16 protein-coding genes and 1 riboswitch are annotated in these 17,137 nt (G+C 73.8%); of the genes, 8 read left to right on the top strand and 8 right to left on the bottom strand.

Translation table 11 applies throughout. The features are described 5' to 3' along the window. The first annotated feature begins 38 nt into the window (after positions 1-38). The gene (locus A6F73_RS08665; protein WP_063347250.1) at positions 39-1,535 is read left to right on the top strand and encodes an NAD(P)/FAD-dependent oxidoreductase; all 1,497 of its coding nucleotides are present in this window, start codon (positions 39-41) and stop codon (positions 1,533-1,535) included. 18 nt (positions 1,536-1,553) lie between these two features. Here the strand turns inward: A6F73_RS08665 and A6F73_RS08670 are convergent, their stop codons facing one another. Both A6F73_RS08670 and metF read right to left on the bottom strand, forming a co-directional pair. Next, a complete protein-coding gene (locus A6F73_RS08670) occupies positions 1,554-2,456 on the bottom strand; it encodes a hypothetical protein (protein ID WP_063347251.1) in 903 nt (300 codons plus the stop codon). Between the two features lie 217 nt (positions 2,457-2,673). Beyond that, positions 2,674-3,594, bottom strand: a complete 921-nt coding sequence (gene metF, locus A6F73_RS08675) for a methylenetetrahydrofolate reductase [NAD(P)H] (protein WP_063347252.1) — start codon at positions 3,592-3,594, stop codon at positions 2,674-2,676. 206 nt (positions 3,595-3,800) lie between these two features. On the opposite strand from metF, the gene A6F73_RS08680 reads away from it, so the two are divergent. Then, on the top strand, positions 3,801-4,907 hold the full coding sequence (locus tag A6F73_RS08680; RefSeq protein WP_063347253.1) for a polyprenyl synthetase family protein: 1,107 nt from the start codon (positions 3,801-3,803) through the stop codon (positions 4,905-4,907). A gap of 56 nt (positions 4,908-4,963) precedes the next feature. Here the strand turns inward: A6F73_RS08680 and thiE are convergent, their stop codons facing one another. The 3 genes from thiE to A6F73_RS08695 are packed head-to-tail and all read right to left on the bottom strand — an operon-like array spanning position 4,964 to position 7,230. Further along, complete coding sequence (gene thiE, locus A6F73_RS08685) at positions 4,964-5,614, bottom strand: thiamine phosphate synthase (RefSeq protein ID WP_063347254.1); 651 nt, start codon at positions 5,612-5,614, stop codon at positions 4,964-4,966. Then, on the bottom strand, positions 5,614-5,979 hold the full coding sequence (locus tag A6F73_RS08690; RefSeq protein ID WP_063347255.1) for an Rv2175c family DNA-binding protein: 366 nt from the start codon (positions 5,977-5,979) through the stop codon (positions 5,614-5,616). Before A6F73_RS08690 ends, thiE begins: the two co-directional genes overlap by 1 nt. 42 nt (positions 5,980-6,021) lie before the next feature. Beyond that, the gene (locus A6F73_RS08695; protein ID WP_244293332.1) at positions 6,022-7,230 is read right to left on the bottom strand and encodes an FAD-dependent oxidoreductase; all 1,209 of its coding nucleotides are present in this window, start codon (positions 7,228-7,230) and stop codon (positions 6,022-6,024) included. Between the two features lie 84 nt (positions 7,231-7,314). Continuing rightward, a riboswitch (TPP riboswitch) is annotated at positions 7,315-7,427 on the top strand. A gap of 3 nt (positions 7,428-7,430) precedes the next feature. On the opposite strand from A6F73_RS08695, the gene thiO reads away from it, so the two are divergent. The 4 genes from thiO (at position 7,431) to pknB (ending at position 11,569) form a co-directional block, all read left to right on the top strand. Continuing rightward, positions 7,431-8,606 (top strand): glycine oxidase ThiO, encoded by a 1,176-nt coding sequence (gene thiO / locus A6F73_RS08700; RefSeq protein WP_063347256.1) that lies wholly within the window; start codon positions 7,431-7,433, stop codon positions 8,604-8,606. Then, entirely contained in the window at positions 8,603-8,872 is a 270-nt protein-coding gene (gene thiS, locus A6F73_RS08705; RefSeq protein WP_079135536.1) for a sulfur carrier protein ThiS, read from the top strand. Before thiO ends, thiS begins: the two co-directional genes overlap by 4 nt. Before the next feature lies 1 nt (position 8,873). Next, positions 8,874-9,671 carry a thiazole synthase gene (locus A6F73_RS08710; protein ID WP_063347257.1) on the top strand — a complete coding sequence of 266 codons (798 nt, stop codon included), beginning with the start codon at positions 8,874-8,876 and terminating at the stop codon, positions 9,669-9,671. A 119-nt stretch (positions 9,672-9,790) separates the two neighbouring features. Beyond that, positions 9,791-11,569, top strand: coding sequence for a Stk1 family PASTA domain-containing Ser/Thr kinase (gene pknB / locus A6F73_RS08715; RefSeq protein ID WP_107452843.1), 1,779 nt, complete (start codon positions 9,791-9,793; stop codon positions 11,567-11,569). Positions 11,570-11,616: 47 nt separating this feature from the next. Here pknB and A6F73_RS08720 read toward each other — a convergent pair whose 3' ends face one another. Next, positions 11,617-12,246, bottom strand: coding sequence for a molybdopterin-dependent oxidoreductase (locus A6F73_RS08720; protein WP_063347259.1), 630 nt, complete (start codon positions 12,244-12,246; stop codon positions 11,617-11,619). A 221-nt stretch (positions 12,247-12,467) separates the two neighbouring features. On the opposite strand from A6F73_RS08720, the gene bfr reads away from it, so the two are divergent. Next, a complete protein-coding gene (bfr, locus tag A6F73_RS08725; protein ID WP_063347260.1) occupies positions 12,468-12,947 on the top strand; it encodes a bacterioferritin in 480 nt (159 codons plus the stop codon). Positions 12,948-12,978: 31 nt separating this feature from the next. Here the strand turns inward: bfr and A6F73_RS08730 are convergent, their stop codons facing one another. Then, positions 12,979-13,272: a (2Fe-2S)-binding protein gene (locus A6F73_RS08730; protein WP_063347261.1), complete on the bottom strand. Its 294-nt coding sequence runs from the start codon at positions 13,270-13,272 to the stop codon at positions 12,979-12,981. A 197-nt stretch (positions 13,273-13,469) separates the two neighbouring features. Next, positions 13,470-14,819, bottom strand: coding sequence for a 3-deoxy-7-phosphoheptulonate synthase class II (locus tag A6F73_RS08735; RefSeq protein ID WP_063347262.1), 1,350 nt, complete (start codon positions 14,817-14,819; stop codon positions 13,470-13,472). Between the two features lie 301 nt (positions 14,820-15,120). Between A6F73_RS08735 and A6F73_RS08740 the strand changes: the two genes are divergently transcribed. Then, positions 15,121-17,055, top strand: coding sequence for an anthranilate synthase family protein (locus A6F73_RS08740; protein ID WP_063347263.1), 1,935 nt, complete (start codon positions 15,121-15,123; stop codon positions 17,053-17,055). Positions 17,056-17,137: the final 82 nt, after the last annotated feature.

Consider the following 17,137-nt stretch of genomic DNA (forward strand, 5'->3'; position numbering starts at 1 on the left):
CCCGGCCCGGCCCAGGTCACGCCCTAGGATCAGGTGCCATGGCACGGATCGTCATCATCGGCGCAGGAATGAGCGGGCTCGCGGCGGCCTCCAGGCTGGCCACCCTCGGACACCGGGTGACGGTCTGCGAGGCCGGCGGCACGTACGGGGGCATGGTCGGCCGGTACGAGCGCGACGGCTTCGCCTTCGACACCGGCCCCGGCCTGCTGACCCTCCCGGCCGTCTACCGCGACCTCGCGCTGAAGACCGGCAAGGAGCCGCTGGAACAGCTCGTCGACCTCGCCCCGGTGGACCCGGAGAGCCGGCACCTGTTCCCGGACGGCACCGCCGTCAGCCTGCCCAACGCCTCCCGCGGCGGCGTCAGCCAGGCCCTGGACGCCGCCTTCGGCGCCGGCTCGGGCGCCCGCTGGAGCGCGGTCATGAACCACGGCCGGACGGTCTGGGAGGCCACCCGCCGCCCGCTCCTGGAGGAGCCGCTCCCGGCCGACCGGTCGCCGCTGCACACCGACCCCTACCCCGTCCCGCCCCGGCGCGGCCTGCTCGCGCGGCTCGGCCGGCCCCGCCCGTGGACCCTCGCCGACGTCGCCGCCCGCGAACTCGGCGGCCACCCCGGCCTCACCGCCCTGCTGGCGGAGCACGCCCTACGCTTCGGCCTGCCCCCCGGCTCCGCCCCCGCCGGGGCCACCGTGCTGCCGTACATGGAGCAGTCCTTCGGCGTCTGGTACGTCCGGGGCGGCCTGCGGGCCCTGGCGGACGCGGTGCACCGGCGCTGCGAGCTGCGCAAGGTGGAGTTCCGCTTCGACACCCCGGTCACCGAGGTGCTGGTCGAGGACGGCCGGGCCTGCGGCGTCGACACCCCGGGCGGCCGGATCGACGCGGATCTGGTGGTCTCCTCGATGGACGCCAGGACCCTGTTCCGTGACGGTCTCGCCCGGTGGCCGGAGCTCGGACCCGGCCACGGGGAGCCGTCCGAGGTGCCCGGCCGGTTCAGCGTGCTGCTCGCGCTGAGCGGCGCCCGGCCGGCCGGCACCCCGCACCGGACGGTGGTGCACGCCGCCGACCCGGCGGCCGAGCGGGACGCCCTGACCCTCTCGGCCCCGCCCTGCGAGCGCCCCACCCTCCAGGTGCTGCGCCCGGACGATCCCTCGCTGCGCCCCGACGACGCGCACGAGAGCGTGGTGCTGACCGCGACCGTCCCCGCCCAGGGCGACGTCGACTGGACGGCGCCCGGGGTCGCCGAGCGCTACGCGGACCAGCTGTTGGCGCACGCCGACGCCGCCGGCCTGGGCCTGCGCGAACGGGTGCTGTGGCGGGTCGTGCGCACCCCGGACGACACCCGCCGGGAGACCGGCGCCCTCGGCGGGTCGGTCCCCCGCCCCGCGCTCGCCGGAGACGGCGGCGGATGGCTCCAGCCCGCCAACGAGTCGCCCGTCCCCGGCCTCTACCTGATCGGCGGAGCGGCCCACCCCGGCGGCGGACTGGCCCGGACCGGCATGTCCGCCTGCATCGCCGCCAACCTGATCGGCCCGGCGTAGCGGCCCTGGCGCCGGAACTCAGCCCTGGGGCCAGGTGTTCTGCTGCTGGTAGCCGTACGTGTGGTCGTAGGACTGCTGCTGCGGGATGCCCTGGGGGTGCTGGCCCGGCTGCTGGCCGGGGTGCTGCTCCAGGTGTTGCTCGGGGTGCTGCTGCGGGGTCTGCCACTGCTGCTGGGGGTGCTGCTCCCAGCCGGGCTGCTGCTGCGGGTAGGACTGGTACTGGTCCTGCTGCGGGTAGCCGTTGTACGGATCGGGCTGCTGGGGGTAGGCCCCGTAGCCCTGGTCGTAGGCGAAGGCGGGCTGCTGCTGGCTCTGCCACTGCTGCTGCTCGTAGGCCGGCTGCGGCTGGGCGGCGTTGTCGTAGCCGGACTGGTAGGCCTCGGCGTAGGGGTCGTGCGGCGCCTGCTGCTGCTCGTAGTAGGCGGGCGCGTAGACGCCGTCCTGGGTGAGTTCCTGCATCTCGAAGGCGGCGGTCTGCTCGACCTCGGGGATGTCCTCGGCAACCGGGGCAAGGACGGGGGCGGCGACCGGGGCCTCCTCGACGGCGCTGACCTCGCCGATCCGCTTCTCGGTGTCCTCGACCGCGGCCACGGCGGCCGCGCCGCCGGTGAGGGCGCCGAGCAGGGGCACCTTGGCGAGCGGGCCGGGCAGCGAGCCGTCGGCCTTGCGCAGCGACCAGCCGGCCCGGTAGCCGCGCTTGACGGAGAGGGTGACGAAGGTCTGGCCGGCCGCGAAGAGGGCGGCGCCGGCGCCGATCACCGGGACGGAGCCGAGCACCATGCCGGCGGCCACCCCGAGGAAGCCGACCAGGGCGAGGGCCCGCCAGTGCAGCGGGGCCCGGTTCTGCAGCAGGACCTCGGCGACCAGCCAGAGCGCCACCACCGCCAACGCGACGTACAGCAGCAGGTATCCGATGCCCATCCGCCCGCTACCTCCAGTCGCGTGCCCGCGCTCGCCGCGCGTGTGCGGCGACTGTACCGGTTCAACGGCCGGGGTACCGCATCGCGTTCCCGCCGGTCGCGGCCGGGGCGCACACGACCGAGCCCGTCACCGTCGGGGCGGTGACGGGCCGGTGAACGTCCGGGCTCGCGGACCCCGGTCTGCCCGGAGCAGGGCCCCCGACGGCGCCGGACGGGGCCTACGCGTGGCGCTGGTGCAGGCCGAGGTTCTGGTAGATCTCCAGCGTCGCCGTGGAGTGGTTGAGCGTGATGAAGTGCAGGCCCGGCGCGCCCTCGGCGAGGAGGCGTTCGGCCATCGCGGTGGCGTGTTCCATGCCGATCGCGCGCAGCGCCGCCGGGTCGTCGACGGCGGCCCGCAGCCGGGCCTCCAGGTCGGCGGGGAAGGCGGAGCCGCTCAGCTGGGGGAAGCGTTCCAGCTGCTTGGCGTTGGTGACCGGCATGATCTCCGGGATGATCGGCGTCTCGCAGCCGGCGGCGGTGACCCGGTCGCGCAGCCGCAGGTAGTCGTCGACCTCGAAGAACATCTGGGTGATCGCGTAGTCGGCGCCCGCCCGGACCTTGCCGACGAAGTGCCGGATGTCCTCGTCCCAGTCGGTGGAGCGCGGGTGCATGTTCGGCGAGGCGGCGACGCCGACGCAGAAGTCGCCGATGCCCTTGATCAGCTCGACCAGCTCGTACGCGTACGTGACGCCGTCGGGGTGCTTGACCCATTCGCCCATCGGGTCGCCGGGCGGGTCCCCCCGGACGGCGAGGACGTTGCGCACGCCCTGGTCGGCGTACTGGCCGATGATGTTGCGCAGCTCGGCGATCGAGTGGTCGACGGCGGTCAGGTGGGCGACCGGGGTCAGCGTGGTCTCGGTGGCGATCCGGCCGACGATGTTGACGGTGCGCTCGCGCGAGGAGCCGCCCGCGCCGTACGTCATGCAGACGAAGTTGGGGTCCAGCGGTTCGAGCCGGCGGATGGCGTCCCAGAGTCTCTGCTCGCCGACCTCGGTGCGCGGGGGCATGAACTCGAAGGAGAAGGACCGCTTTCCGGCTGCCAGGAGTTCGCGGACCGTCAGTGCGCGGTCCGGTCTGGTGGAAGCGATGCCGAGTGCCATGCTGGCAGGTTATCGGGCGTTCGAAGGGGCCGGACAACTCGGTACCACGGATTGAGACAAGCGGTGGACGATACTCCGTCCGTGGTCCGACGAATTCCGACCGGCGCTCGAAGCCCGCGCCCGCCGGCCCGCACGCCGGCTCGCACATCCGTTCCCAGCTACCCCGCTACGCTTGCTGCACCCCAGCGAACCAGCGGAGCCTCATCGTGACCTCGTCCAGCAACCGGCCGGCCAACCCCATAGACGTGGAGGACGTCCGCGCGCGCGTCAACGCCGCCCTCGCCGCGTTCATGGACGGCCAGTCCGCCCTGTTGGACAAGATCTCCCCGCAGCTCGTGCCCGCCGCAGACGCCCTGCGCGACTTCCTGCTGGACGGCGGCAAGCGGCTGCGCCCGGCCTTCTGCTACTGGGGCTGGCGCGGCGCCGGCGGCCCGGCCGGCGGCGAGGGTATCGCGAACGCGGCGGCCGCGCTGGAACTGCTCCAGGCGAGCGCCCTGGTGCACGACGACCTGATGGACCGCAGCGACACCCGCCGCGGCCTGCCCTCGATCCACCGCCGCTTCGAGGCGCTGCACCGGGCGAACGGCTGGCGCGGCGACCGCGAGCAGTACGGCGCCTCGGCGGCGGTGCTGCTCGGCGACCTGCTGCTGATCTGGTGCGACGAGCTGTTCCTGCGCTCGGGCCTGGAGCCGGCCGCCGTGCTGGCCGCCAAGCCGGTGTTCGACCTGATGCGCACCGAGGTCATGGTCGGCCAGTACCTGGACGTCCTGGAGCCGGTGGCCGGCGACTCCGCCGACGAGGGCGCGCTCGACCGGGCGCAGACGGTGCTGCACTACAAGTCGGCGAAGTACACGATCGAGCGCCCCCTCCAGGTCGGCGCGCTGCTGGCCGGGGCCGGCCCGGAGCTGGTGGCGGCGCTGGGGGCGTTCGGGCTGCCGCTGGGCGAGGCCTTCCAGCTGCGGGACGACCTGCTCGGCGTCTTCGGCGATCCGGCGGTCACCGGCAAGCCGGCCGGGGACGACCTGCGCGAGGGCAAGCGCACCCTGCTGGTGGCGCACGCGATGCGGGGCCTGCCGGCCGCCGACGCCCGACACCTGGACGAGCGGCTCGGCGCGCCGGACCTGGTGCCCGAGGAGGTCGCCGGGCTGCGCGACCTGGTGGCCCGCAGCGGCGCGCCCGAGCGGGTGGAGCGCCGGATCGACGAGCTGATGCGGCAGTCCCTGGCCGCGCTGGAGGCGGCGCCGCTGGCCGACGAGCAGGCCCGCACGGTGCTGCTGGCCCTGGCCGAGGCCGCCACCGTCCGCAAGTACTGAGATCCGCACGCAAGAGGATCCGCAGGTACGGAGAACGGTGACGGCCCCCGGGGCCGTCAGGCCGAGCGCACCCGCCGGGCGAGCTCGGCGGCGGCGGCCTGCGGGTCGTCGGCGGCCGTGATGGCGCGGACCACGACGATCCGGCGGGCGCCGGCGGCCAGCACCTCGTCGAGGTTGCCGAGGTCGATGCCGCCGATGGCGAACCACGGCCGGTCGGTGCTCTGCTTCGCCGCGTACGAGACCAGGCCCAGGCCCGGCGCCGGGCGGCCCGGCTTGGTCGGGGTCGGCCAGACCGGGCCGGTGCAGAAGTAGTCCACGCCGGGCTCGGCGACCGCCGCGTCCACCTCGGACTCGGCGTGGCAGGACCGGCCGATCAGCACCTCGTCGCCGAGGATCGCCCGGGCGGCCGGCACCGGCAGGTCGTCCTGCCCGAGGTGCAGCACGTCCGGCCGGGCCGCGTGCGCGACGTCGGCGCGGTCGTTGACGGCCAGCAGCTTGCCGTGGCGGCGGCAGGCGTCCGCGAAGACCTCCAGGGCCTCCAGTTCCTGCTTGGCCTCCAGGCCCTTGTCCCGGAGCTGGACGATGTCCACCCCGCCCGCCAGCGCCGCGTCCAGGAACTGGGCGAGGTCGCCCTGCTCCCGGCGGGCGTCGGTGCACAGGTACAGCCGGGCGTCGGCCAGCCGCCGGCGCGGCGTGTCCGCCGCCATCAGATCAGCATCGCCTGGGCGCGCCGCTTGACCTCGGTGCCGCGGTTCTCCTGCAGCGCCTGGATCGGGCTGCCGGGCAGCGACGGGTCCTCGGTGAAGAGCCACTCCAGGATCTCCACGTCGTTGTAACCGCAGTCGCGCAGCACGGTCAGGGTGCCGGACAGGTGCTTGACCAGCCCCTGGCCGTCGATGAACGCCGCAGGGACCTGCAGCGACTTGTTGGGGCCCCGCCGGACGGCGATCAGCCCGCCGGTGCGGACCAGGTCGCGCACCTCGGTGACGCGCACCCCCCACTGCTCCGAGATGTCGGGCAGGTACATCCACTCGGAAACCAGGGCTTCAATCTTGCTTTCAATCTCACTCACGCCACCAGACTGCCACCTCCACAGCCCCCCGCGCACCAGCCGCTACCCCGCGACCGCCGACTTCAGCGGCACCGAGGGGTCCGCCGCGCGGGCCCGGTCCAGCGCGGTGCCGCGCTCGATCAGCCGGCGGCCCTGGGTCAGATCGCGCGGCCGGTCGACGGCCAGCAGCGCGCTCGGCACCCCGTCGCGCAGCCAGAGCACCGTCCAGGAGGCGTCCTGCGGGCCGCCCCGCCACAGCAGTTCGTCGCCCTCGGCGTGCCGCCCGGCGTACTGGACCATCCGGCCGAACTGCTCCGACCAGAAGTACGGCACCGGGTCGTACGGCGGCGCGTCCGCGCCGAGGACGGCGGCCGCCGCGGCCTCGCCGGACTGCAACGCGTGGTCCCAGTGCTGGACGGCCAGCCGGGCGCCGGAGCGGGCGGACGGGTAGCTGACGCAGTCCCCGGCCGCGAAGACGCCGGGCAGGCCGGTGCGCAGCCGCCCGTCCACCAGGACGGCGCCGGTGCCGTCCAGCTCGACACCGGAACCGGCCAGCCAGCCCGTCGCGGGCCGGGCGCCGACGCCGACCACGACCTCGTCGGCGGGCAGGTGCGAGCCGTCCGCGAGCAGCACCGCGCCCGCCTCGACGGCGGCCACGCCGACCCCGCAGCGCAGGTCGACACCGGCCTCGGCGTACCAGGCGGCCATCGCCGAACCGACCTCGGCCGGCAGCGCGCCGGGGACGGGCGCCGGGCCCGCCTCGACCACCGTCACCTCGCAGCCGGCCGCTCGGGCGGCGGTGGACACCTCGGCGCCGATCCAGCCCGCGCCGACCAGCACCAGCCGCAGGCCGGGCCGCAGCAGGGCGCGCAGCGCCAGCGCGTCGTCCAGGGTGTGCAGCAGGTGCGCGCGCTCGGCGCCGGGCAGGGCGCGCGGGGTGGCGCCGGTGGCGATCACCAGGGCGTCGTACGGGAGGTCGCCGGCGCCGGTGTGCAGCACGCCGGGGGTGAGGCCGGTGGCGCGGCGGCCGGTGAGCAGCTCGATGCCCAGGTGCGGGTAGTCGATGTCCAGGGTGGTGGCGTCGGCCTTGCCGAGCAGCACGTCCTTGGAGAGCGGCGGCCGGTCGTACGGCGCGTGCGGCTCCTCCCCGACCAGCGTGATCCGCCCCCGCCAGCCGCCCTGCCGCAGCTTCAGGGCGCACTGCGCCCCGGCCAGCCCGGCCCCGACGACGACCACCTGATCCGTTGCGTTCAGCTCTGCCACGCCCGTCACTGTACTCAGCGCCCTGCCGGGGCCACCGGCCCGTCCACCCCGCATACGGGCCTTCGGCCGGGCCCGCCCCCGGCGTTATGGTGGGGGCACCATCACGGGAGCCCGGCGTACCGGGCTGAGAGGCGGGCTGGCACGGCCCGCGACCGTCCGAACCTGATCCGGGTCATTCCGGCGAAGGGAGAAGAGCAGCCTTGTCACGCTTGCCCGAGGAAACCCACGCCGACGTGCTGGTGATCGGCGGGGGCATCATCGGCCTCGCCGTCGCCTGGCGCGCCGCGCAGCGCGGGTTGCGGAACATCGTCGTGGTCGACCCCTCCCCCGGCGGCGGGGCGGCCGGGGTCGCGGCCGGGATGCTCGCCCCGGTCACCGAGCTGCAGTACGGGGAGGAGCCGCTGCTGCGCCTCGGCATGGCCTCCAACCAGCGGTACGGGGACTTCGCCGCCGAGCTCACCGAGGCGAGCGGCGGCCTGGACACCGGGTACCGCCGGTGCGGCACGATCGCCGTCGCGCTGGACTCCGACGACCGCGAGGAACTGCGCGAGCTGCACGCCTTCCACCAGCGGCTCGGCCTGGACTCGTCCTGGCTGACCGGCCGGGAGGCCCGCAGGCTGGAGCCGATGCTCGCCCCCGGCGTACGCGGCGGCCTGCACGTCGCGGACGACCACCAGGTGGATCCCCGCCGGCTGCTGACCGCCCTGGTGGCCGCCTGCGAGCTCGCCGGGGTCGTGGTCCACCGTGCCGAGGCCGTCGGGCTGCTGGTCGAGGGCGGCCGCGCGGTCGGCGCCCGGCTCGGCACCGGCGAGACCCCGAGGGCCGACCAGGTGGTGCTCGCGGCCGGCCCGCACAGCCACCGGCTGCCCGGACTGCCGGAGGGCGTGCTGCCGGCCGTCCGCCCGGTGAAGGGGCAGATCCTGCGGCTGCGGATCCCCGAGGCGTACCGGCCGTTCCTGTCCCGCAACGTCCGCGCGGTGGTGCGCGGGCAGCACCTGTACCTGGTGCCCCGGGAGAACGGCGAGCTGGTGATCGGCGCGACCACCGAGGAGCAGGGCTACGACACCACCGTCACCGCCGGCGGGGTGTACGAACTGCTGCGCGACGCCCACGAGTTGGTGCCGGGCATCACCGAACTCCCGCTGCTGGAGACCTCGGCCGGGCTGCGGCCCGGCTCGCCGGACAACGCCCCGCTGCTGGGCCCGACCGCGCTGCCCGGGCTGGTCGCCGCCACCGGCCACTACCGCAACGGCGTGCTGCTCACCCCGGTGACCGCCGACCTGCTCGCCGAGTACCTGGCGACCGGCGAACTCCCCGAGCTCGCACAGCCGTTCACACCCACCCGGTTCTCCCCCGACCGCTCCACCACGAAGGCCTCCGCATGACCGAGATCGCACCACCCGAGACCACACCGGCCCAGACCACCCCAGCCCGGACCGCACCGGCCGAGATCGCGCTGACCGTCAACGGCGAGCCCCGCCGGGTGTCCACCACGACCACCCTCGCGGAGGTCGTGGCCACCCTCAGCACCGCCCACAGCGGCGTCGCCGCCGCCCTCAACGAGGCCGTGGTGCCGCGCAGTTCGTGGCCGGCCACGGAACTGTCGACGGGCGACCGGATCGAGATCCTCACCGCCGTCCAGGGAGGCTGACATGGCCGACGACCTGCTGACCATCGCCGGGGCGTCCTTCGGCTCCCGGCTGATCATGGGCACCGGCGGCGCACCCAGCCTGGAGATCCTGGAACGGGCGCTACTGGCCTCCGGCACCGAGCTGACCACCGTGGCGATGCGCCGGGTCGACGCCGGCACCCAGGGCTCCGTCCTGGACGTGCTGACCCGCAACGGCATCCGGGTACTGCCCAACACGGCGGGCTGCTTCACCGCCGGGGAGGCCGTGCTGACCGCCCGGCTGGCCCGCGAGGCGCTCGGCACCGACTGGGTGAAGCTGGAGGTGATCGCCGACGAGCGGACCCTCCTGCCGGACCCGATCGAGCTGCTGGACGCCGCCGAGACCCTGGTCGACGACGGCTTCACGGTGCTGCCGTACACCAACGACGACCCGGTGCTGGCGCGCAAGCTGGAGGACGTCGGCTGCGCGGCGATCATGCCGCTGGGCTCGCCGATCGGCTCCGGCCTGGGCATCCGCAACCCGCACAACTTCCAGCTGATCGTGGAGGGCGCGGGCGTCCCGGTGATCCTGGACGCGGGCGCCGGCACCGCCTCGGACGTCGCGCTGGCGATGGAGCTGGGCTGCGCGGCGGTGATGCTCGCCTCCGCGGTGACCAGGGCGCAGGACCCGGTGCTGATGGCCGAGGCGATGCGGCACGCCGCCGAGGCGGGCCGGTTCGCCCACCGGGCCGGCCGCATCCCGCGCCGGTTCCACGCCGAGGCCTCCTCGGCGATGGCCGGCCGGGCGGAGCTGGACACCCGCGAGCACCCGGCGTTCTGACGCCCTGGCGCCCGGGCACCCGCCGCGTGTGCCGTGTCACAAACCGGGCACAGCCGGGCCCGGAGGCGATGTCCTCCGGGTCCCGCTGCCGCCTGCGGCCCTAGACTCTCCGGGTGGACATGGCATTGCACGACCCCTTGATCGGTACCCTGCTCGACGGCCGGTACCGGGTCGAGCAGCGCATCGCGACCGGCGGGATGTCCACCGTCTACAGGGGCACCGACACCCGGCTGGACCGGGTCGTCGCCCTCAAGGTGATGCACCCCGCGCTGGCCGGGGACGACGGCTTCACCGCCCGGTTCATCCGCGAGGCCAAGGCCGTCGCCCGGCTCTCCCACCCGAACGTGGTGAACGTCTTCGACCAGGGCGCGGACGGCGCAAACGTCTTCCTCGCCATGGAGTACGTGCCCGGCCGCACCCTGCGGGACCTGCTGCGCGACCGCGGCGCGCTGTCCGTGCGGGCCGCGCTGGACGTGCTGGAGCCGGTGCTGGCCGCCCTCGGCGCCGCCCACCGGGCCGGGCTGGTGCACCGGGACGTCAAGCCCGAGAACGTGCTGATCACCGAGGACGGGCTGGTCAAGGTCGCCGACTTCGGCCTGGTCCGGGTCCTCGGCACCGCCGACGGCGCGCCCACCTCGACCAGCACCGCGACCGGCGGCACGGTCCTCGGCACCGTCTCCTACCTGGCCCCCGAGCAGATCCTCCCGGACGCCCCCACCGACCAGCGGGTCGACGTCTACGCGGCCGGCATCCTGCTCTACGAGATGCTCACCGGCCGCCGCCCGCACACCGGCGACAACCCCGTCCAGGTCATGTACAAGCACCTGCACGAGGACGTCCCCGCCCCCTCGCTGATCGCCCCGGCCGTCGGCCCCGGGCTGGACGCCATAGTGGCCGGCGCCTGCGCCCGGACGGCCGAGGCCCGCCCGTACGACGCGGTCGAACTGCTCGCCGCCCTCCAGCGGCTCCGCCGCACGCTCACCCCGGCCGAGCTGGACGCCGAGCCGCCGGCCTCCACCCGGCCCAGCCCGCGCTACCCGACCAGCGAGCCGACCTCGGTGATCCAGCAGCCGACGGGGCCCGTCGACGCCGCGGCGCCGGAGCCCACCAGCGTGCTGGACGTGCCGGCGGAGCTGCTGGACCAGCTGCTGGTCGAGCCGCGCCCGTACGACGAGCCGACCCCGGTGCGCGGGCGCCGGCCCGGCCTGCTGCGCCGCCTCCCCCGCAAGCCGCTGATCTGGGCGGCCGCGCTGACCGCCCTGGTGCTGGCGGTCGGCGGCGCGACGTACGGGCTGTCCGAGGGGCTGTACGGGCCGGTGCCCGGCGTGCTCGGCAAGGACCGGGCCGAGGCCCAGCGGATCCTGGACAAGGACGGCATGCACGGCCGCTTCGTCGAGGTGTTCAACGAGAGCGTCCCGGCCGGGCAGGTGATCGCCACCGACCCCGGGGTGGGTGCGCGGACCCGCAAGAGCGACACCGTGACGGTGACCGTCTCCAGGGGCCCCAAGCGGATCGCGGTGCCGGACCTGACCGGGAAGACCGCCGACCAGGCCGCCGACGCGCTGACCGCCGCCCAGCTGACCAGGGGCGGCGTGACCGGGACGTACGACGACACCGTGCCGGAGGGCGTGGTGATCAGCAGTTCGCCGGCGGCCGGGCAGCTGCTCCAGGAGAACACCGCGGTCTCGCTGGTGGTCAGCAAGGGCATGGTGCCCGTCCCGGACGTCACCGGGATGAGCAAGGACGACGCGGCGAAGGCGCTCCAGGCGGCCGGCTTCACGATGCAGACCAGCGGGGTCAACCTGTTCGGCACGGGCAAGGTGTCCGGCCAGTCCCCGGCGGCCGGCGAGCGGCGCCCGCAGCACACCGCGGTGACGGTCAACTTCCCCTTCTTCTAAGGGGATCCCTCGCTTCTGAGGGGATTCCTCCGAACGCCGGCCCGCCCTCAGCGCAGCGGGCCGTCGCCCGGCTCCTCCTGGTGGGAGTAGCGCTGCTCGCGCCACGGGTCGGCGAGGTTGTGGTAGCCGCGCTCCTCCCAGAAGCCCCGGCGGTCGGCCCGCATGTACTCCACCGCGCGGACCCACTTGGGGCCCTTCCAGGCGTACAGCCCGGGGACGATCAGCCGGACGGGGAAGCCGTGCTCGGCGGTCAGCGGCTCGCCGTTGCGGTGGGTGGCGAAGATCGTCCGCGGGTCGGCGAAGTCGGCCAGCCGCAGGTTGGCGCTGTAGCCGTACTCGGCCCAGACCATCACGTGGGTGACGCCGGGCGCGGGGGGCTCCAGGTCGAGGAGGGCGGCGGCCGGCACGCCCGACCACTCGTTGCCGAGCAGCGTGAACTTGGTGACGCAGTGCAGGTCGGCGACGACGGTGGTGCGCGGCAGGGCGTGGAAGGCCTCGAAGTCCCAGCTGTGCTTCTCCGCCGAGGCGGTCGCGCCGAACACCTGGAGGTCCCAGGTCAGCGGTTTGAAGCGGGGTACGGGCCCGTAGTGCAGGGCGGGCCAGCCGCGCTGCACGCGCTGCCCCGGGGGGAGCCTCGGGTCAGACGGCGGAAGCGGTTCTTGTTCGGACTGACCCATGACTCCATGGTGACAGACGGCGGTCGACGCGCCGTGCGCGCCCCTTGGCGCGGCCACGCGCCCCATCCCCAAGAACCGGTGGTCGAGCCCGTATCAGCTCAAATCGGATATTCCGAAACATGTCCTAGTGAGTGTGAACTTACTGGAATTTCCTCCCATTTCGATGCCAGGATGCGCAGCGCAGGAGTCACAACAGGCCGTAGCGCAGGGAGGCACCAGCCATGCAGGGCGACCCAGAGGTCATCGAGTTCCTCAACGAGCAGCTCACCGCGGAGCTCACCGCGATCAACCAGTACTTCCTGCACGCCAAGATGCAGGAGAACTTCGGCTGGACGAAGCTCGCCAAGTACACCCGGCACGAGTCCTTCGACGAGATGAAGCACGCCGAGACCCTCACCGACCGGATCCTCTTCCTGGACGGGCTGCCGAACTACCAGCGGCTGTTCCACGTCCGGATCGGCCAGACGGTCAAGGAGATGTTCGAGGCGGACCGCCAGATCGAGGTCGAGGCGATCGACCGGCTGAAGCGCGGGATCGTCGTGATGCGCGCCAAGAACGACGTCACCTCGGCGAACATCTTCGAGGACATCCTGGCCGACGAGGAGCACCACATCGACTACCTCGACACCCAGCTGGAGCTCCTGGAGAAGCTCGGCGAGGCACTCTACCTCGCCCAGGTGATCGAGCAGCCGGAGTCCTGAGCCCTCAAGGCCGAGCCCTCAGGCCGAGTCCTCAGGCCGCGCGCAGCGGGGCGACCAGGGCCGGGGCGGCGGGAGCCGCGGCGGCCACCGGCGCGGGCGCGGCCTGGGCCTGCGGGTCGGCCAGGCCGAGCTTCGCGGCGAGGCGGGCGGTCGGGCAGGGCCGGGCGCCGTGCTCGCCGAGCAGGGCCTGGATCCGGCGGACGCAGGACCCACAGTCGGTGCCGGCCTTGCAGCCCCGGGCGATCTGGCGCGGGGTCTCGGCACCGGCGTCGATCGCCTTCTTCACCTGGTCCTCGGTGACCGCATGGCACATGCACACGTACATCGCGGACTCTCCAGGGTGGTGCGGCGCCGACCGGCGGAACGATCTTGACTAAGGCTTGCCTTACTTCACTAAGCCTCACCTTACCCGGCGATCCGGGTACGAAAAAGCCCCTCCGGGCTCGGGGACCCCGAATCCGGAGGGGCTTTCGTCACATTCGTTCACCGGTGACCCGCCGGCGGCGGCTCACCCGTGGCAGCTCACTGGCCGCGGTACATCTCCGCCACCAGGAACGCCAGGTCCAGCGACTGGCTGCGGTTGAGCCGCGGGTCGCAGGCCGTCTCGTAGCGCTGGTGCAGGTCGTCGACCAGCACCTCGTCGCCACCGCCGACGCACTCGGTCACGTCGTCGCCGGTCAGCTCCACGTGGATGCCGCCCGGGTGGGTGCCCAGCGCGCGGTGCACCTCGAAGAAGCCCTTGACCTCGTCGAGCACGTCGTCGAAGCTGCGGGTCTTGTGGCCGCTGGAGGCCTCGAAGGTGTTGCCGTGCATCGGGTCGCAGATCCACACCGGCTGGGCGCCGGACGCGGTGACCTTCTCCACCAGGGTGGGCAGGTGGTCGCGGACCTTGCCCGCGCCCATCCGGGTGATGAAGGTGAGGCGGCCCGGCTCGCGCTCCGGGTCCAGCTTCTCGATCAGGGTCAGTGCCTCGTCGACCGAGGTGGTCGGGCCGAGCTTGACGCCGATCGGGTTGCGGACCTTCGAGGCGAACTCGATGTGCGCGTGGTCCAGCTGGCGGGTGCGCTCACCGATCCACACCATGTGGCCGGAGACGTCGTACAGCTCGCCGGTGCGCGAGTCCACGCGGGTCAGCGCGGTCTCGTAGTCGAGGATCAGCGCCTCGTGCGAGGAGAAGAACTCGACGGTCTTGAACTCCTCCGGCGCCACACCGCAGGCGTTCATGAACGCCAGGGCGTTGTCGATCTCCCGGGCGAGCTGCTCGTAGCGCTGGCCGGCCGGCGAGTTGCGCACGAAGTCCTGGTTCCAGGCGTGCACCTGGCGCAGGTCCGCGTAACCACCGGTGGTGAACGCGCGCACCAGGTTCAGCGTCGCGGCGGACGCGTTGTACATCCGCTTGAGGCGCTCCGGGTCCGGGATGCGGGACTCGGGGGTGAAGTCGAAGCCGTTCACCGAGTCGCCGCGGTAGACCGGCAGCGTCACGCCGTCGCGGGTCTCGGTCGACTTGGAGCGCGGCTTGGAGTACTGGCCGGCGATCCGGCCCACCTTCACGACCGGCACCGAGGCCGCGTACGTCAGCACGGCGGCCATCTGCAGCAGGGTCTTCAGCTTGTTGCGGATGTGCTCCGCCGAGACGCCGTCGAAGGCCTCGGCACAGTCACCGCCCTGCAGCAGGAAGGCCTCCCCGCGCGCCACGGCTCCGAGCCGGGCGCGCAGCTGGTCGCACTCGCCGGCGAACACGAGCGGCGGATAGGAGGCGAGCTCGGCAAGGGTCTTGCGCAGAGCCTCTTGGTCCGGCCATTCAGGCTGCTGCGCCGCGGGCAGGGACTGCCAGGAGTGGCCAGTCCTCGATGTCTCAGTCGTCACGGTCACACCACCAAGGCTACGGGGTGACCCGAGCGATTCGTGACCATTGCCCGAGGGGTGAGACATAACTCGGACAAACACGTGACCGGGCTCACCCTCCCCGCACGATCCGCTACGCTCGAAACATGCACGCGCCCCACACCCACTCCTGGTGGTGGGCCTCCCCCAAGGGTGGCCCACCGATCGCGCGTTCCTAGACGAACACGACGGCCGCCCCTCGGGGCGGCCGTCGGCGTATGCGCAGACGGCCCTCCGGGAGCGGATCCCAGCACCGCACCTCACCAGTCCCCCGGAAGGAAGCCGCTCCGTGACCGCCACCGCCGACCTGCTCGCCCGCCTCACCGCTCCCGACGCGCCCGCGTTCGCCCTGCTGCACCGCCGCACCCCCCGGCTCGCCCCGGACACCGTCGAGGTGCTGGTGGGCACCGTCGACAGCTACCGGAACCTCGCCGACCTGCCGGTCCGCACCGGCGTCCCGGCCGACGGCCCGGTGCACGACCTGCTCGCGCTCGTCCCGTACCGGCAGATCCGCGAGCGCGGCTTCGAGGCGCACGACGACGGGACCCCGCTGCAGGCCCTCTCGGTGACCGAACAGCACACCCTGCCGCTGGCCGAACTCACCGCCGCCCTGCCGCAGTCGCCGGTCTCGCTCACCGGCGGCTCGTTCGACATCGACGACGAGGCGTACGCCGCGATCGTCCGCCGGGTGATCGAGGAGGAGATCGGCAACGGCGAGGGCGCCAACTTCGTGATCCGGCGCGACTTCGGCGCCACCCTGGAGAACTTCTCGCCCGCACTCGCGCTCACCCTGTTCCGGCGGCTGCTGGAGCAGGAGCGCGGCGCCTACTGGACCTTCCTGGTGCACACCGGAGAACGCGTCCTGGTCGGCGCCTCCCCCGAGGTGCACGTCCGGCAGAGCGGCGGCACCGTCGTGATGAACCCGATCTCCGGCACCTACCGCTATCCGGCCGGCGGCTCGGACATCGACTCGCTGCTCCGGTTCCTCCACGACCCCAAGGAGCTGGAGGAACTGACGATGGTCGTCGACGAGGAGCTCAAGATGATGTGCACCGTCGGCGACCTCGGCGGCCAGGTGCTCGGGCCCCGGCTCAAGGAGATGTCCCACCTCGCCCACACCGAGTACGAGCTGCGCGGACGCACCTCGCTGGACGTCCGCGAGGTGCTCCGCGAGACGATGTTCGCCGCCACCGTCACCGGCAGCCCGGTACAGAACGCCACCCGGGTCATCAAGCGGTACGAGCCCGGCGGACGCGGCTACTACTCCGGCGCGCTCGCCCTGATCGGCCGCTCCGCCAGCGGCGGGCAGCTGCTGGACTCGCCGATCTGCATCCGCACCGCCGACATCGACCCGGCCACCGGCCGCCTGGTCGTCCGGGTCGGCGCCACGCTCGTCCGCCACTCCGTCCCCGAGTCCGAGGTCGCCGAGACCCACGCCAAGGCCGCCGGGGTGCTCACCGCGATCGGCGCCCGGCCCGCGCCCGCCCGGCTGCCCGGCCCCACCGGCCCCCGGCTGGCCGACGACCACCGCGTCCAGGCCGCCCTGGACGCCCGGCGGGCCGACCTCGCCCCGTTCTGGCTGCGGATGCAGACGCCGACCGTGGTCACCGAGTCCGCGCCGACCCTGGTGGTCGACGGCGAGGACACCTTCACCTCGATGCTCGCCCACCTGCTCACCTCGATCGGCCACCAGGTCAGCGTCGTCCGCTACGACGCGCCCGGGCTGCCCGCCCTGCTGGCGGCGCACCGCGGGCCGCTGGTGCTGGGCCCCGGGCCCGGCGACCCGGCGCTCGCCGACGACCCCAAGATGGCCCTGCTGCGGCCGGTCGTCGCGGACGCCCTGGCCGCGGTCCGGTCCGGGGCCCGCACCGCGCCGCTGCTCGCGGTCTGCCTCAGCCACCAGCTGCTCTGCGGCGAGCTCGGGCTGGCGCTGGGCCGCAAGGACGTCCCGTACCAGGGGGCGCAGGAGAGCGTCGACCTGTTCGGCACCAAGCACACCGTCGGCTTCTACAACACGTTCACCGCGCGCTGCTCGGACGCCGACGCGGCCCGGCTCGCCGCACAGGGCGTCGAGGTCGCCCGGGACGCCGCCACCGGGGACGTCCACGCGCTGCGCGGGCCCGGCTTCGCCGGCCTCCAGTTCCACCCCGAGTCGGTGCTGACCCGCGACGGCGTCGGCATCGTGGCGGGCCTGCTGCGCGAGGCGGCGGCCGTCCGCGGCTGAGGAACCGGCTGAGCAGCCGGTGGGGGGCCGGTCCCGGGACCGGCCCCCCACCGCACGCGGGACCGCCGACGCGGCCGGACCC

This window comes from Streptomyces sp. MJM8645 (assembly GCF_001625365.1).
Classification (GTDB): Bacteria; Actinomycetota; Actinomycetes; order Streptomycetales; family Streptomycetaceae; genus Kitasatospora.

Coding starts and splice junctions, on each gene's coding strand:
- A6F73_RS08710 (WP_063347257.1), top strand. CDS start 8,874: ATGGCCGACGACCTGCTGACCATCGCCGGGGCGTCCTTCGGCTCCCGG.
- pknB (WP_107452843.1), top strand. CDS start 9,791: ATGGCATTGCACGACCCCTTGATCGGTACCCTGCTCGACGGCCGGTAC.
- A6F73_RS08730 (WP_063347261.1), bottom strand. CDS start 13,272: ATGTACGTGTGCATGTGCCATGCGGTCACCGAGGACCAGGTGAAGAAG.
- bfr (WP_063347260.1), top strand. CDS start 12,468: ATGCAGGGCGACCCAGAGGTCATCGAGTTCCTCAACGAGCAGCTCACC.
- A6F73_RS08670 (WP_063347251.1), bottom strand. CDS start 2,456: ATGGGCATCGGATACCTGCTGCTGTACGTCGCGTTGGCGGTGGTGGCG.
- A6F73_RS08665 (WP_063347250.1), top strand. CDS start 39: ATGGCACGGATCGTCATCATCGGCGCAGGAATGAGCGGGCTCGCGGCG.
- thiE (WP_063347254.1), bottom strand. CDS start 5,614: ATGGCGGCGGACACGCCGCGCCGGCGGCTGGCCGACGCCCGGCTGTAC.
- metF (WP_063347252.1), bottom strand. CDS start 3,594: ATGGCACTCGGCATCGCTTCCACCAGACCGGACCGCGCACTGACGGTC.
- A6F73_RS08720 (WP_063347259.1), bottom strand. CDS start 12,246: ATGGGTCAGTCCGAACAAGAACCGCTTCCGCCGTCTGACCCGAGGCTC.
- thiS (WP_079135536.1), top strand. CDS start 8,603: ATGACCGAGATCGCACCACCCGAGACCACACCGGCCCAGACCACCCCA.